The organism is Streptomyces sp. NPDC003032 (assembly GCF_053591415.1).
In genome coordinates, this window is record NZ_JBSFTT010000001.1 from 417,968 (window position 1) to 433,472 (window position 15,505).

Consider the following 15,505-nt stretch of genomic DNA (forward strand, 5'->3'; position numbering starts at 1 on the left):
CACTCAGCCGACTTCGTTCTCCGCCGCCGCGCGGCCCTTCACCGTGATGTCGCCGCCGTAGAACATGCCGGTGAACACCGGGCTGTAGGTCATCTGGACCTCGACCTCGACCTGTTGCGCGTTCGCCGTCACGCAGTGCGTGTTGGCGACGTCCGAGGCGATCAGTCCCGCTTCCTCGACGAAGTCCCGGACTCGGGCGCCGCAGTTCTCGTAGTTGATGGGCGCGCCCTTGGCACCCTCGTAGAGGCCCTCGGTGTCCAGGTCCTGCGCGGCATAGCGCGCGGCCTGCTCCGCGATGTCCGCGGCGCGCTCCCGCTTGGAGATGGAGAGCCCGCCGTCGATCACGAACGCGGAGAGCGTGAGGAAGACGATCGCGAAGATGATGACGGCACCGGCGCCCGAGCCCCGGTCGTCGAGGCGTTCGCGACGGGAACTGATCCAAGCGCGGACGTCACGTATGCCGCGCACGTCGTATACGCCGCGTACGTCGCGCACGTCGCGCACGTCGCGCACGTCGCGTACGCCGCGCACGTCGCGCACAGCCCGGTGCGGCCCCGTCACGCCGACCTCCGGTAGGGGTCAAGCGGAGAGCTGAAGCTGGCCTCCAGCGTCGTGGGGACGTCCAGGCCCAGCATGGCCAAGCCCTTGACCTCGCAGCTCACTTCGACCGTGAAGAAGGGGTCCACGTCGGGGTCGAAACCGTCACTCTTCTGGACGACCGAGACCGGGCCGGAACAGACGTCCGCGAGGTCGGCCCTCGCCGCCTTTCTCGCCTCCGCCATCGCCGTGCCGTGCTCCTTCTGGATCGACCCGGCGCGCGCCGCGTCCCGCGCCGCTCCGTCGATGGCGCCCCGGCCGTCGACGAGTTGACCGAAGGCCACCAGGACGAGGATGAAGAGGATCATGACGGGGGCGAGGATCACGACCTCGACGGTCGAGAGCCCCCGGTCCGCGCCTTCCCGGACCCCGGCCCATATGTGGCGTGCTCGCCGCATCAGCCGTCACCTTCCACGAACCGCTCCACCGGGCCCGCCGACCGCGCGTGCACCGTCAGGTCGAGCCCCGGGAAGACCGTGGGCACCCGTCCCGTGATCTCGACGCCGACGGTGTTCTGCTCCGGCTGGATGGTCTTCACGTCCGGGCCGAGCACCAGCTTCGGGCCGAGTTGGCGGATGTACGCGTCGGCCACGTCACGCGCCTCGCCCCGCCAGCCGCCCGCGTTCTCGTCGGCGGTGGCACGGGCCTTGCGCGCGCCCGCCTGGGCGGCGGCCTGGGCGACATGGTCCGCGAAGAAGTACAGCGCGAACTGCACCGTCGCGAAGATCATGAAGAACAGGACCGGGGTCAGCAGCACGAACTCGATCGCGGTCATGCCGGATTCGCCGCGGGTGGAGGCGGTCTCCACCCTGCGGCGTACGAATCCACGCGGTCCCCGCACCCCGTCACCCTTCACCATGCCGTCAGCTTCACCATGCCGTCAGCGGCCAGTCGTCCGTCGTCAGCTGTGCCGAGGTCAGCAGGTGCCGCTGGCTTCCGCGCCCTTGATGCAGTCGCTGACCTTCTCCGCGCCGTCCTTCAGCGCCAGGTTGATCACCGCGGCCACGACGCCGACGATCGCCACCACGACCGCCGAGATGATGACCCACTCCACCGCGGACGCGCCACGGTCGAGCTCGCCGGAGCGGGCGCGCTGGACGCGGCCCTTCAGGAAGGTCACGAGGAAGTCGACAGCCGGGTGACTGAAGTTCCGTCCGTTCATCATGAGTTGTCCTTTCGGATGGGTCGGGTGTGGGGTGGCATGTCGGGTGCGGGGTGGCATGGGTCGCTACACCTGGAACACGCGCATCGCCGCGGGAAAGATGAGGAAGACCAGGAACCCCGCGCACAGCAGCAGCTGCGCCACCAGCATCGACTGGGACTTCTCCCCCGCACTGCCCTCGATCTCGGCCAGCTCGCGGTGCCGCATCGTCTCCGCGCGGGACGCGAGCGACTCGCGTACCTTCGCGCCGTCGTCCGCCACCAGCGCCAGGGACGCCGACAGGTCCTTCAGTTCCTCGACGCCCAGTTCCTCGCCGAGCGCGCCGAGCGCCTGCCACTGGCTGACACCGGTGATGCGGGCGTCGGCCAGCGCGCTGCGGATGCGCTGCGTCGCCCATCCGTCGGAGACCTCCGCCGCCGCCATGAGCGCCTCGGGCAGGCCGCGGCCGCCCGCGAGGCTCATCGACACCAGGTCCAGATAGGCGCCGATGACGCGGCGCAGATCGCGCCGCTTCTCCGCCGCGTCCCTGCGTACTTCCAGGTCGGGCAGGAAGAAGAAGAGCGCGCCGAACATCAGCGCGAGCCACACCGGGATGATCGGGCTGCGGCCGACGCCGAGCGTCCAGACGATGGCGAAGAGGAACGGGCCGAAGAAGATGCCGACCGCCGCGAGCAGCACCTTCGTCGCCAGGAACTTCTCCCAGCTGCGTTCGAGGACCGCGAGGTCGGCCCGCAGCGACCGCTGCTCCCAGCCCTGCTGGAGGTAGAAGTCCGCGACGCGCATGCCGACGCGGGTCCGCATCGAGCCGATGCGGCCGGGCTTCTCCGTGTCCGAGATGGCCCGGTGCGACTCGTACGCCGCGCCGCGCGCCCGCATCGCGTCGATGCGGGCGACGGTGGCGACCGCGCTGCGCTTGGTCGGCATCAGGGCGCGTACGAGGGCGAAGACACCGAGGCCCAGCACCGCGCCGATCACTATCGGCGTCGTCAGGCTCATCGACGTACCCCCTCAGGGTTCGAGTAGCCGGGCAGGCCCTGCTGGACCGGCTGCGGAGCCTGCTCGGCGGCGCCCGCCGGTCCCCGCGGACGTACGAACTGCACGCCCGGCACGTCCTTGACCAGGAAGCGGTCCGGCGTCTCCACCGTCGACAGCTTCCGCAGCCACCAGAAGCCCAGCGCGAACAAGGCGCAGACCATGGCGAGCACGAGCTGGCCGACCGGCGTGCCGTAGGGCTCGACGAACTCGCGGTTGAAGATGGAAAGGCCGAGTACGAAGGCCACCGAGACCGCCACCACGATCTGCACCGAGCGGCGGGTCGACGCGCGCTGCGCCATCACGCGCTGGCGCATGTCGACCTCCTCGCGCGCCGACTTGGCGAGCGCGCCGAGGACCTGGCGCAGGCCGGGGCCGCGCAGCTTGGCGTTGAGGATGAGCGCCGCGACGATGATGTCCGCCGACGCGTCGTCGATCTCGTCGGCCAGGATCTGCAGCGCCTCGGGGAGCGGGGTGCGGGCCCGCAGACGGTCCACCAGGGCGTCCAGGTGGGGGCGGAGCACCGGCGCCGCCGCGCGCGCCGAGGCCGGGATCGCCTGCTCCAGGCCGACCGCGCCCGCGATCGTGTCGCGCAGCGACTCGGTCCACGCGGCGAGGGCCTCGACGCGCTTCATCTGCGCGCGCTCCTCCGCCGCGCCGCCGAAGAGCTTGTCCCAGAAGAAGACGAGGATGCCGGCGGCGATGCCCGCCACCGCCCAGCGGGTGAGGAGCAGGACGACCAGGCCGACACCGGCGGCCAGCGAGCCGCGCCGGCCCGCGAACCGGATCAGTTCGCTCGCGCGCTCGCTCGCCTTGTGCTTCTCGTGGGCCGGCTTGGCGGGCAGGCCGCGGATCGCGATCACGAGGAGCGCGATGCCGCCGCCCGCTGCGACACCGCAGCCCAGCGCGTACAGGACGGGCAGCGAGAAGAGGCCGCCCATGGAGCCCGGTCCGTTCATGTCGTGCTCACCCCCATTGCCCGGCGGGGCGGTAGCCGAACGCGGCCAGGTCGTCCATGCAGGCGATCGGCGCGTGCGCGACGACCCGTCCGTCGGGGGCCTCCGCGAAGACCTCGCTGGACAGGACGCGGCCGTCGACGCCGTTGACCTCGCGGACCGAGGTCACCATGCGCTGGAGCTTGCCGCCGGACTGGTAGTCGTTGCGCCGCTGGATGAAGACGACGAAGTTGATGGCTCCCGCGATGAGCATCTGGCTCGCGTCGATGGGGAGCCGCTCGGAGGCCTGCAACGCGTACGTGGAGATACGGTTGAAGACCTCGCTGGAGCTGTTGGCGTGGATCGTGGAGAGCGAGCCGTCGTTGCCCTGCGACATCGCGTTCAGCATCGTCACGATCTCGTCGCCGAGGACCTCGCCGACGATGACGCGCGAGGGGTTCATGCGCAGCGAACGGCGCACCAGCTCGGCCATCGAGATCTCGCCCTGGCCCTCGGAGTTGGGCAGGCGTTCCTCGAAGGCCACGACGTTCGGATGCAGGTCGGCGAATTGGTCGAGGCCCAGCTCCAGGGCCCGCTCGACGGTCACCAGGCGCTCGTGCGGCGGGATCTCGTTGGCGAGGGCGCGCAGCAGCGTGGTCTTACCGGCGTTGGTCGCGCCCGCGATCATGATGTTCTTGCGGGCCCGGACCGCGCAGGCGAGGAAGTGGCCGATCTCCGGCGTCAGCGTGCCGTTGCCGACCAGGTCCGACATGAAGACCTTGCCCATGCGGGCGCGGCGGATGGAGAGGGCGGGGCGGCGCGTGACGTCCATGACCGCCGACAGACGCGAACCGTCGGGCAGCCGGAGGTCGAGCTGCGGGTTCGCGGAGTCGAAGGGCCGAGACGAAAGACCCGAGTACGCGCCGAGGACCTGGATCAGCTCGACCAGCTCCTCGTCGGTCTCGGCGACCGGGTCGGCCTGGCTCTCGCGCCCGTCGGCGTATCCGACGAAGACCTGGTCGCAGCCGTTGATGTCGATGTTCTCGACCTCGGGGTCGTCGAGCAGCGGCTGCAGCCGTCCGACGCCGAAGAGAGCGGCGTGCACGGCGGCCGCGTACTGCTCCTCGGTCTCCGCGTCGAGGGGGGTGCGCCCGGCGTTGATCTCCGCGCGGGCGTACTCCTCCAGGATCTGGGCGATGACGGCGCGGGCGTAGTGCCGCTCGTCCTCGCCCGACATCGGGGTGACGCCGGAGACCTGGTCGAGGCGTCGCTGCTCGGCGATGCGGTCACCGGCGTCCTGCCGGAAACGCTTGACGAGCTGGTGATCGACGGGCGTACTCATCGGCCCGCTCCGGGCTGCTGCGCGACGGGGCCGGCCCAGGCGGCGCCGTACTGCTGGTACAGGTCGACGGTCACCTTGCGCGCGGAGCGGATGAGCAGCGACTTGTCGAGCCGGCCGCGTTTGCGCCCGGCCAGTTGGTCGGCGCCCGTCGGGTCGTCGGCGAGGGTGCCGACGACGCGGGCGCCGGTCTGCGCGGCCATCAGCATGTCGTTGACCTGGTGCACGAGCTTGGCCGAGGCTGAGGGGTCCGCGATGAGCAGTACGCCGATGAGCGGGGTCGCGAGCGAGGCGGCGCCCCGCGCGCCACCGTGCAGCTTGGCGGCGAGCGCCGCGGCACGGTCGCGTACGCGGGCGATCGACTCGGGTTCGGTGCGCGAGACGAGCAGGACGAGGGCGGCCTGCGGGAAGAGTTCGACGGCCGGGGTGTCGCCGCTGACGCGCCCGCAGTCGGCTATGACGTCGGCGGGCGCGTGCGGCGAGTCGGCGAGCTGCGAGAAGGCGCGCCCGAGGGTGGGCCAGAGCCCGGCGAGCCCGGCGGCCTGCTCGGCGACGCCGAGCCCTACGAGGACTTCGAGCCCGCCGCTCAACGGCTGCGTGTGGTCCCAGAGTTGGTCGGGCACGAGGCCGCGGCGGGCCGTGGCCGCGATGGAGAGCATGCCGGTGTTGGGGTTGAGCGGCCCGCCGTGCGCGGCCGCGCTGCGGTAGACCAGGTCGCCGCCGGCGGGGTCGGTCTCCGCGACCAGCACGCGGCGCGGCCAGACGGCGGCCAGCGCGACGGCAGCGGTGGTGACGCCGGGCGACCCTTTGTCGGCGGCTAGAGCGATGAGCGCCATGTCTCTTCTACTCGCCTCTAGTTGCCGTTGTTGGTGACGCGGACGACGACGACCTTGCCCTCGGACGCGGCGCTCGCCAGAGCCGCGACCTCTTCCTGCGGGACGAGGAGGGTGATGTTCTGGTTGCCGGTGCTCACGGTGGCGTCGCTCTTGGAGCTGACGGTGCTCACCTTGGCGGCGGCGACGAGCGGCGTGCCGCTGCTGGAGTTGCCGCTGCCGCTTCCGCTTCCGGTGGATCCCTTGCCGGTGGAGGTGCCGGAGAGCACGGGGTAGGCGGCGACGGTGTCACCGCTCTTCAGGTCGGAGGGGTACTGGCCCTCCTTGAGGGAGAGGCCGACGGAGGCCTTCCCCGCGGGCAGGCCGGCCTCGGCGCCGAACATCTCGCCGACGGCGACGGTGCCGCCCGGGATGGTGTTCTTGGCCTTGAGCTTGGCGAGGGCATCGACCTTCGCCCACAGCACGTAGTTGATGGAGGCGTCCTCGGCGACCATCACGCTGGTGATGTTCTCGCCCTCGACGGGCGACTCACCCGCCGGGATCTCCTTCGTCACCTTGACGACCTCGATGCGGTCACCGGCGCGCAGCACGAGCACGGTGGCGCCGAGGGCTCCGACCAGGATGAGGAGGACGGCCAGTGCGGCCAGTGCCGGTTTGCGCTCGCGAGGCGGCGCGGGCAGGCGCTCACCGACCGCCGGCTGAACCGGCGCGGCGGAACGGCTGTTGCCCGCCCCCATACGCTCCTGGATCTTCACGCAACTGCTCCCCGCACACCCAAGAAGATTCGGTCAATTTTCATCATTTGCGACACTCGCGACTCTCTCGCCCCACCTCGGACGGGCTATTCAGCCCCAGGCCCAGTGTCAAGTCATCGCACCGTATCAGCAGCACATAAGCCCCTCAAGGCGCGTTAAAGATCGCGAAGCTCACACGTCTCATCGTTATCCACGCGCGATCCGCGCTCGTCGGTTCCGATGCCGTTCGTGGTCTTCGGAGTGCGGTGTTTGTGTGCGTACGCGAATAGACCCGCGACGCACAACAGCCCCCGCGGGGACGGGCGATGGGCCGTGACCGACCGGCTCGCCCCTGGGGGGACGCCGCGAGGGGCGTGGCCGGTTCCCGCCCGTCCGGCTCTTGGGCGGCACCTGCGGCGTCAGACCCACTCCCAGACTGACCCGGTTCAGCGAATACCCTCGATGAGTTTCTCCAGTGCCTCCTCGCCGGTATCGGCGAGGAGCGTGACACTGTCCATGCCGATATAGACCTTGCCGTCCGGCGCGATTCCCAGATAGCTGTTGCGGCGGTCGGCCTCGCCGACGGGATACAGGTACGCGCCCGCTTCCTCGCTGAGCACGTCGAAGATCTCGTCGTCCCATTCGGCCGCGAGAGGGTCGAGCCGGAAGCCCATGCGGGCCATCGTCCTGCCGGGGCCTCGCTCCTCGGACGCCAGGCCGCCGAATTCGGCGAGGAAGAGCCGTGCCGCCTCATGGATCTCGAAGCCGCCGTGTTCGCGCAGGACTCTCTCCCACTCGGCCGTGGGCACGGTTCGCCCGGGGTGCCAGCCGGCCGCCCGCAGTACGCGGTCGGTCTCCGCGGACCAACGCCCGGGGGTTTCTTCAGTCATCTCTAGGTCACCGCCGTGATTCCGAATTGGTCGAGCACATGCTGACATGACGAACAGGGGGCCTTCGGCACACCGTGTTTGGGATTGCCCGCCGCCCGCACGTCCACCGCGGCACTCACGCCGCCCCGCGGATCGTGTCCGGCGTTCATGGCGTTCGAGAGGGCCTCCGCCTCGCCGCACCGTCCGTGCTGGTTCCCCGCCGGACGAAGCTCCATCGGAACCCTGTCGTAGGCGGCCTGGACGTCCGGGTGCAGGTTGTGGTCGCCGCCGCCCTTGATGCTCGCACCGCTGTACGTCTGCTGATGCCCGGGCACCGTGAGGCCCGCCGTGCTCGTCGGCCTGGTCTGCTTGCTGGCGCCCGGCCGGGCCTGTTCGAGATCGGCGCGGTCGCGTGCGGCCTGCAAGGCACGCTCACAGTCCGGCGCCAGGCCGAGCGGGTCGACCCCGGTGAAGGGGTTCGACGCGTATGCGCGGGGGTTCGGGCCCGGGGCGAGGTCGAGGGGGTCCAGGGAAACGTACTGGCCCGTCTCCGGGTCGTAGTGGCGCTGGTAGTTGTAGTGCAGCCCCGACTCGGGATCGTGGTACTGACCGGGGAAGCGGAGCGGGCAGTACGCGCGGTCACCGGGCGCCTCCTCGTCCACGGGCGCGCCCCAGACCGTGGTCCGGGAGCACCACGCCAGCTCGCCCTCCTCGTCGCACAGTTCCGTTGGCGTGCCGACCACGTCGGTGACGATCGAGTAGAACTCCTCGTCGATCCACTCCTGTGCCGCGTCCTGGTGTCCCCGGGGCCCGGCGACGCGCTCCACCTGCGTGACCGGACTGAAGCGGTCCCTCTCCCAGTCCCACGTCGTACACCTGAGCGGGTCGTCGCCGGACCGTCTGACCTGCTCCGCGAGCACGAAGCCGTCCCAGACGAACCGCACCTCCTCCACGACGGTTTCCCCGTCCGCCGCGAAGCGCCGCTTCGCGATGCGGCGCCCGAACGGGTCGTACAGATAGGCCCACTTCGTCCCGGTCGGCGTGACCACGCCGACCAGGCGGTCCTGGCTGTCCCATGTGTAGTGCCAGACGTCGGCCTTCCGCGAGAGCCGCTTTCTGCGCCGCCGCACCACGCGGCCCTGGGCGTCGAAGTCGTAGCGCACGCCCCCGGGCCTGCCCTGGCCACCGCTCACGCTCCCGGAGGTGCCGGGCGCCGTGGCCGCCTGCCGCTCCGCCGACGCCACATTCCCCGCCGCGTCGTAGGCATACCGCTCCGACCAGGTGTCCGCCCGCACGGCGGTGACCCGTCCGGTGGGGTCGACGTCGATGGTGCGGTGGCCGTTGACCAGGTCGTGGATCGCCTGGACCGTGCCGTCCGACCGGTAGCGGTACGTCCGCTCCTGCACCCTGTGCCGTTCGGACCCGTCCGGCGAGGCGTCGGCAGTCACCGTCTGCCAGCTCAGCCTGCCGTCCGGGTCCCAGCCCTGGGTGAGCACCGCCGCTCCCGCGCGGCGCTCGATCTCTCGTCCGGCCTCGTCGTAGCCGAAGCCGACAGCCCGGCCCGCCGTCCGGAGCAGTACGGGCCGGTCACGGCCGTCGTACTCCCAGAGGCTCTCGGCGTTCGACGGCGTCACCCGCCGCGTGCGCCTGCCCAGCTCGTCGTAGGCCGATCGCACGGTCGCGCCGTTGCAGGTCTCGGCCAGGATCCGGCCGAGTGCGTCGCGTTCGTAGGCGACCTCCGCGTGCTCGCTCCGCACCACGCGGAGGTTGCCCACCACGTCGTACTCGTAGCTCGTGACCCCCTCGGGAGTCCGCTGTTCCAGGACCTTGCCGAGCAGGTCACGCACGTACTCGGTGGTCTCTCCGGCGCCGTTCGTCTGGCCGATGAGCTGTCCGGCCGCGTCGTGGCGGTAGCTCCGCGTACGACCCTCGAAGTCCCGCTCCTGGATCAGCCGGCCGGCGGCGTCGTAGGTGTAGCTCCAGGTGGCGCCGAGCTGGTTGGTCACCGAGGAGACCCTGAGCTCACCGTCGTAGGTGAAGCGCAGGCATGACCCGTCCGGCTCGATCCGCTTCTCCAGCAGGTCGAACGCGCCGTACTCGAAACGCGTCACGCGGCCGAGGGTGTCCACGTACTCGACGAGGTTGCCCTCACCGTCGTGGACCCGCCGCTCCGTGCTGCCGTCGGGCAGGGTGCGCAGGGCGAGCCTGCCTTCCGGCGTCCAGGTGTAGGCGGTGCGGGAGCCGTCCGGGCCGGTCTGCGCGACGAGCCTCCCGAAGGCGTCCCTTTCGTAGCGCGTCGTCGCGCCTTCGGCGTCGGTCGTCGCGACAGGGAGTCCCGCCGCGTCGGTCTCCACCCGGGTCGCGCGCCCCGTGGCGTCGGTGATCGTGGATATCCCGCCGGCCTCGTCGTACCCGTAGGAGAGGCGGGCGCCGGTCGGGTCGGTCTCCGCCGTGAGACGGCCCGCGGAGTCGTACTCCATGCGCCAGACGGCACCGTCCGGCTCGGTCACCGTCACGGGCCTGCCCAGCTCGTCGAGCTCGGCGACGCTCTGATGGCCGTCGGGCCGCAGGACACGCGTCGGAACGCCGTGCTCGTCGTAGCGGTAGCGGGTCGTCCGGCCGAGCGGGTCGGTGCGCGAGAGCAACCGGTCGTAGCGGTCCCACTCCGAGTACGTGGTGTGCCCGAGCGGGTTCGTCTCGGACACGAGCTGGCGCAGCTCGTTGTGCCGGTAGGTGGTGGTGCGGCCGAGGGAGTCCGTGTAGCGCGTCTCACGGTTCTCGGTGTCGTACGCGACGGTGCAGGAGAGCCGGCCGTCGGCACCCTCGCCCCTGACGCAGCGGTCCAGGTCGTCGTACGTGAAGCGGTACCAGCCGCCGTTGCGGTCGGTCCAGGACGTGATGCGGTCGCGGCCGTCGTACGTGAGCTTCAACGGCGCGCCACCGGAGTCGCGGACCTCGGTGAGGTTGCCCCGGCCGTCGTCGCTGTAGCCGTAGGACCGCAGGGTGACGCCCTCGGGCCCCGCCTCCGCGTCGTCCAGGCGAAGGCGGGTGACGCGGCCTCCGTCCGTGTCGACGCGCAGGTGCCGCCCGGCGGAGTCCCGTACGGCCGTCGGCGTCCCGTTCTCGTCGCGGTCGAAGTCGACGCGCCTGCCGGTGAGGTCGGAGATCGCCGCCAGAGGCATCACGAACGCGGTGTCGTCCGGGCCGGGCGCACCCAGCGGCGCGAAGTGCCGGACCGTACCCGCCTGCGGGTCCGAGATGCGGGTGGGGGCGCCCGGGGAGCCGTCCCAGTCCAGCGGCCAGCGCGGGCCTTCGAGGGGCATGACCGAGGCGCCGGGCCGGGGCACCGGATACAGGAGAATCATGCCGTCCTCGGCGGCGAACACGGCTCCCTCGGCGTCCAGTTCGAGCCGCTCGTCGAGCGTCGAGGCCCACGACGGCCCGAACCACCGGCCCCATCCGTACGTCGACAGGTGGGTGCGCCGAAGGACCAGCGGCATCAGCCCCGGGAGTTCGACGTCGGTCTCCTCCATGAGCATCTCGCCGGAGACCATGTCGATCGGGTCACCGTTCTTGCAGCGCGAGGCGGCCTTCTTGCCGGCACCCGCCGCGTCGTCGGCACCCCTGCGCAGCCCGCCCTTGCCCACCCCCTTGGCCATGGCCTTGAGGCCGCCCTTGACCCCCTTGGCGAGTTTGGCGGCGGTGGTGATGCCCTTGGCGCCCGGAACGCAGTCGAGCGCGGCGAACGCCACATCCATCAGGGTGGCTTGGCCTTTTGCGTATTTACTGAGGGTGTCGGCGAGGACGATCGCTCCGGCGACGATCACGATCGCGGCGAGGATCGGACCGCCGACGATCATCGCGATCACACCCACGACGGCGACGACGACCTTGCAGACGGCGACGATGGTGTCCCAGTTGTCGGTGACCCAGTCGCCGATCTCCTCCCACCACTTGCGGTTCCGGATACCCGCGTCGGAGGCCTCGTCGATCTTCCGCTTCGCGGTCCCGGCGGCCTCTTCCCGCATTCTGCGGGCGTCCTCGGCCATCTTCTTCGCGGCGTCGAGGGCGTTCTGCGCGGAGGTGACGTCGGATTTGGCGGACTTCTGGGCGTTCTCGGCGGAGGCCGCGTTGCGGGTGGCGGCCCGCACCTTGTCCTCGTCCGGCTTGGGCACATCCTTGCCCTTGGAGCCGCCGTCGTCCTTGTACTTGTCGGCCTCCTTGCCCGCCTTCTCCACCCAGGAGTCGGCGGAGGACAGGCGGGACTTGGCGGAGGACAGGTCGGCCTGGGCCTCGCGGCCCTTGATGAGCGCCTTGTCGGCGAGGGACTGGGCGCGCTCCAGTTCCGGCCAGTAGGCGGCGAGGGCGTCGCCCGCCAACCCGTAGGACTTCTTGAGCTTCTTCAGCTTGTCCGGGGCCTTCTCGAACTTCTCGGTGAAGGCCTCGGCGGTCTTGCCCGCCCATGTGAGGATCGCGTCCTCGCCCGCCATGCCCTTGATGTCCCGCAGCACCTTGCCGACATCGTCGGAGAAGTCGTGCAGGTCCTTGGCGAGCTTGCGGACCCGGTCCGGATCACCCGGCGTCGGATCCTTGTCCAGATCCAGGACATGCCAATCCCTCGGCCGATGGCCCCCCATGTGTATCCCCCGTCGTGCCCGCGACTTCAGTAACCGTACGCGGGTACGAAACTACTCGCCGGGCCTACTCCGCAAAACGGAACGTGGACGTCACCGCGTCGAAGATGTCGAAGAACGAGTCCGCGAGTTCGAGGATCTGGCTGCTTCCCGAGACCAGCGCGACCTTTCCCTCCTGGCCCGGCACCGGAATGAACGTCTGCATCAGGACCACGCGCATCGTGCGGTCGTCGCCCGCCACGGAGATGTCCTCCAGGCCGTACGTCCGGGCCGCGAGGCCGACGCCCGGGATGTCGACCGTCGTGACCTTCCGCCAGGCGTCGCCCTCCCGTTTGGCCTCGCGCACGCCGAGCTGGGCGACGATGCGGTCCGGGTCGGTGGGGAGCACGTCACCGTTCGGTGTGCGGGCGCCGACCAGGGAGACAGTGACCGAGCCGGTGACCGGTGTATCGCCGCCGAAGGTCTCCGCCATGCAGCCGCAGTACAGGGCGCCGGACTGCCAGGCGTCCTTCGAGGCCTTGCGCAGGAAGCCCTCGAAGGTCTCGCGGTACGGGGCCAGCTCGGGGCGGGCGCGGACACGGTCGTTGATCACCTGCCGGATGGAGGCGTCACGCGACTCGGGCCGTACGTCGAACTCCCACCACGTCTCCGGCACCTTGATGCTGAATCCGCCGCGCGCGATGGTCTGCGGTTCTGTGTAGCGGGCCATGGCTGTTCTCGTCCCCTTCGTCGGCATTCGCCGGACCGGCCGCTCGCCGGTCCGTATCAGCCTACGAGGCCCCGGGAGGCGGAGGCCGTGCCACCGTGGCTCGGGCGGCTACTCCCCCGTGGCTCCGTCGATCCGTTCCCGCAGCAGGTCGGCGTGGCCGTTGTGACGGGCGTACTCCTCGATCATGTGGGTGAGGATGTAGCGGAGCGAGTACGCGTCGCCGCGGAAGTCGACGGTGACGTTGAGGGGGTCGAGGGGATCGAGGGACTCCTGGGCGTCCACGATGGCTCGGGAGCGGGCGCACTCCGCGTGCCAGACCTCGAAGGCCTCGTCGGGGTCGGCGTCCGCCACGTCGAAGTCGGCGTACTCGCCGGGCAGCCGTCCGGTCCAATGGGCCGCCGACGCCTCGCCGTTCAGTACGTTCCTGAACCAGCTCCGCTCGACCTCGGCGAGGTGCCGGACCAGGCCGAGCAGCGACATGTCCGAGGGCGGCACGGCCCGTTCCTTCAGCTGCTCGGCGGTCAGCCCGGCGCACTTCATCGCGAGGGTCTCGCGCTGGTACTGGAGGAAGGCGGTGAGGGAGGCACGTTCGCCCGCGGCGGCGTGCGGGGGTTCGGTGCGGCGGGGTGCACGGAGCACGTCGGGCGTGGGGGTGGGCGCGGGCGAGGAGGTGTTGTCGGGCATCGGGCCATCATGCCGAGGCGGGGTGGGGATCGCTCGGAATTACGGACCGGGCGCCGCAGCCGGTGTCAGCCGATGGGGTCTCCTGGCTCCGGCGCGCCGAGCGCGTCACGACACGATGACAGTCCGCCGGGATGGCATGCCTTGCCCCGCTATCGACCCTGGCGGAACCAACAACCCCGTGGATAACGTCGGCCCGTTGGAGACATCCTCGCCCCACCGGGAGCCGACCGTGAACCGCCGCACTCTGCCCGTCACCACCGCGCTCGCCGCGATCGCAGCCCTGCTCCTTACGGGGTGCGGCAGCGGGGGCGACGACAGTTCCAAGGACAGGGACAAGATCGCGGGCGCCGATCAGGACCCCGAGAAGCCGAAGAAGACGACGGACCCGTCGGCCGCCCCCGCGGAGGACAAGCCGGACGGCGTGGACCTGACCCTGCCCAAGGACATGAAGCTGGTCTTCGACTGGGACAAGCCGCAGGACAAGGACGAAGCCGCGGCGATGGACGACGCCCGGCATTTCGTGCGGTCCATTTACAGGGGTGTCGGTCAGCAGTCCGTGCACGACCCGGCGGTGGCCGCCTACGCGACGGACAAGGGGCTCAGCTACGCCCGCACCCAGATCCAGAGCCGTGTCGACGCCGGACTGACCTCCACGGGCACGCGTCGTCACTACCAGGGCAAGACGCGGAAGTCCCCGAACGGCAACGCGGTCGAGGTCTCGTTCTGCGTGGATTCCAGCAAGTTCTACTCAAAGGAAGTCAAGTCGAAGAAGATCCGTAAGGGGGCCCCTGGGCAGGCTTCGTACGACTTCTTCAAGATCGTGATGACCAAGTTCCCGGGGAAGGACGACCTGTGGCGCGCATCGCTCGTGTTCGTGACGGAAAAGGCGGCACAGTGCGGCTGAGCCACAGGACCGCTGCCATCTGCCTCTCCCTGTCGGTCGCCGTCGGTGTTCTCATGACGAGCGGAGTCGCCCACGCCGACGAGGACATCCGGAACGGACAGGGTTCCGCGAAGACGGACGCCGGCAAGGACGACCAGAACGGCATCTACGCCACCGCCCAAATCCACTACACCGGCGCCGTCGCCAAGGCCGGCAGCAAGGGAAACGTCACTTCATCCGACGTCACCTGGACCCCGCCCCCCTGCTGGTACGCCCCCTACCTCGGAGCCAAGGACTTCAAGAAGAAGATGTCCAAGGACCTCAAGGAGTCCATGAGCGCCCCGGGGATGACCGGCCACGCGGGCCGCGCGCTCGCCGAGTTGCAGCGCCACTACGAGGACGACTACGGCTGGACGGACACCCCGGGCTACAAGGACTACAACGTCGAGAAGGACGGCAAGGGCATGTTCTGGGCCGCCGTCGAGAACCCCGACGAGCCGGACATCCTCAAGCGCTCCTCGTGCAGCGACATCCCCTTCTGGGTCGACGAAGGCGAGCAGCCGCCGCCCCAGTACGAGGAGGCGATCAAGCCCGAGATGCTCGCGGACCTCGCCTACCAGCGCATGCAGCTGCCCGAGACCAAGGTCTCCCTCGCGCCCGAGAACACCACGAAGGTGAACCTGCCCACGTGGGCCTGGCTCGACAAGGCCGTCTTCGACGACGTCCAGGCGACGGCGGCCATCGACGCCCCCGGCTTCCACCTCGAGGCGACGACGACCGCCAAGCCGAAGTCCCTCACCCTCAACCCGGGCACCGAGGACGCCACCATGATCCCCGCGAGCGGCGAATGTCCCATAGTGGACGGCAAGATCGGCGAGCCGTACGCGAAGGGCAGGTCCAAGGAGACCCCGCCCTGCGGCATCGTCTACGGCCGCTCATCCGACGGCGGCACGTTCCCGCTCAAGGCCGCCCTCACCTGGGAGATCAGCTGGACGGGCACCGGCCAGGCCGCGCCGGTCGGGATGCCCGACGGCACGATCGAGGTCGTCCAGGACATCACCGTCGAGGAAGTGCAGGCCATCAACCGGTGAGAC

The 15,505-nt window shown here is 70.3% G+C and carries 15 protein-coding genes; 2 read left to right on the plus strand and 13 right to left on the minus strand.

Annotated features, from left to right (window positions below):
- Positions 1-3: 3 nt before the first annotated feature.
- The 13 genes from ACWDZ7_RS02070 to ACWDZ7_RS02130 all read right to left on the minus strand — a co-directional run bounded on the left by ACWDZ7_RS02070 (position 4) and on the right by ACWDZ7_RS02130 (position 13,528).
- Entirely contained in the window at positions 4-459 is a 456-nt protein-coding gene (locus tag ACWDZ7_RS02070; protein ID WP_451794168.1) for a TadE/TadG family type IV pilus assembly protein, read from the minus strand.
- Between the two features lie 98 nt (positions 460-557).
- Positions 558-995, minus strand: coding sequence for a TadE/TadG family type IV pilus assembly protein (locus ACWDZ7_RS02075; RefSeq protein ID WP_451794035.1), 438 nt, complete (start codon positions 993-995; stop codon positions 558-560).
- Entirely contained in the window at positions 995-1,456 is a 462-nt protein-coding gene (locus ACWDZ7_RS02080) for a TadE family protein (RefSeq protein WP_451794036.1), read from the minus strand. The genes ACWDZ7_RS02075 and ACWDZ7_RS02080 overlap by 1 nt, the downstream gene beginning before the upstream one ends.
- Before the next feature lie 57 nt (positions 1,457-1,513).
- Positions 1,514-1,759 (minus strand): hypothetical protein, encoded by a 246-nt coding sequence (locus ACWDZ7_RS02085; protein ID WP_451515221.1) that lies wholly within the window; start codon positions 1,757-1,759, stop codon positions 1,514-1,516.
- 66 nt (positions 1,760-1,825) lie between these two features.
- Positions 1,826-2,755, minus strand: coding sequence for a type II secretion system F family protein (locus ACWDZ7_RS02090; protein ID WP_451794037.1), 930 nt, complete (start codon positions 2,753-2,755; stop codon positions 1,826-1,828).
- Positions 2,752-3,750: a type II secretion system F family protein gene (locus ACWDZ7_RS02095; RefSeq protein ID WP_451794038.1), complete on the minus strand. Its 999-nt coding sequence runs from the start codon at positions 3,748-3,750 to the stop codon at positions 2,752-2,754. The genes ACWDZ7_RS02090 and ACWDZ7_RS02095 overlap by 4 nt, the downstream gene beginning before the upstream one ends.
- A gap of 7 nt (positions 3,751-3,757) precedes the next feature.
- Positions 3,758-5,068 carry a CpaF family protein gene (locus ACWDZ7_RS02100; RefSeq protein WP_451794039.1) on the minus strand — a complete coding sequence of 437 codons (1,311 nt, stop codon included), beginning with the start codon at positions 5,066-5,068 and terminating at the stop codon, positions 3,758-3,760.
- Positions 5,065-5,901 (minus strand): hypothetical protein, encoded by an 837-nt coding sequence (locus ACWDZ7_RS02105; protein WP_451794040.1) that lies wholly within the window; start codon positions 5,899-5,901, stop codon positions 5,065-5,067. Before ACWDZ7_RS02105 ends, ACWDZ7_RS02100 begins: the two co-directional genes overlap by 4 nt.
- A 17-nt stretch (positions 5,902-5,918) precedes the next feature.
- Entirely contained in the window at positions 5,919-6,653 is a 735-nt protein-coding gene (locus tag ACWDZ7_RS02110; protein WP_451794041.1) for a hypothetical protein, read from the minus strand.
- A gap of 425 nt (positions 6,654-7,078) precedes the next feature.
- Positions 7,079-7,522, minus strand: coding sequence for an SUKH-3 domain-containing protein (locus ACWDZ7_RS02115; protein ID WP_451794043.1), 444 nt, complete (start codon positions 7,520-7,522; stop codon positions 7,079-7,081).
- 2 nt (positions 7,523-7,524) lie between these two features.
- A complete protein-coding gene (locus ACWDZ7_RS02120) occupies positions 7,525-12,138 on the minus strand; it encodes a DUF6531 domain-containing protein (RefSeq protein ID WP_451794044.1) in 4,614 nt (1,537 codons plus the stop codon).
- A gap of 64 nt (positions 12,139-12,202) precedes the next feature.
- Positions 12,203-12,844: a hypothetical protein gene (locus ACWDZ7_RS02125; protein WP_451794045.1), complete on the minus strand. Its 642-nt coding sequence runs from the start codon at positions 12,842-12,844 to the stop codon at positions 12,203-12,205.
- 108 nt (positions 12,845-12,952) lie between these two features.
- Positions 12,953-13,528, minus strand: a complete 576-nt coding sequence (locus ACWDZ7_RS02130) for a DinB family protein (RefSeq protein ID WP_451794046.1) — start codon at positions 13,526-13,528, stop codon at positions 12,953-12,955.
- 229 nt (positions 13,529-13,757) lie between these two features.
- Here ACWDZ7_RS02130 and ACWDZ7_RS02135 point away from each other — a divergent pair, with 229 nt between their 5' ends.
- Together ACWDZ7_RS02135 and ACWDZ7_RS02140 are read left to right on the plus strand one after the other, a co-directional pair.
- The gene (locus ACWDZ7_RS02135; RefSeq protein ID WP_451794047.1) at positions 13,758-14,432 is read left to right on the plus strand and encodes a hypothetical protein; all 675 of its coding nucleotides are present in this window, start codon (positions 13,758-13,760) and stop codon (positions 14,430-14,432) included.
- 53 nt (positions 14,433-14,485) lie between these two features.
- The gene (locus ACWDZ7_RS02140; RefSeq protein ID WP_451794048.1) at positions 14,486-15,502 is read left to right on the plus strand and encodes a hypothetical protein; all 1,017 of its coding nucleotides are present in this window, start codon (positions 14,486-14,488) and stop codon (positions 15,500-15,502) included.
- Positions 15,503-15,505 lie beyond the last annotated feature (3 nt).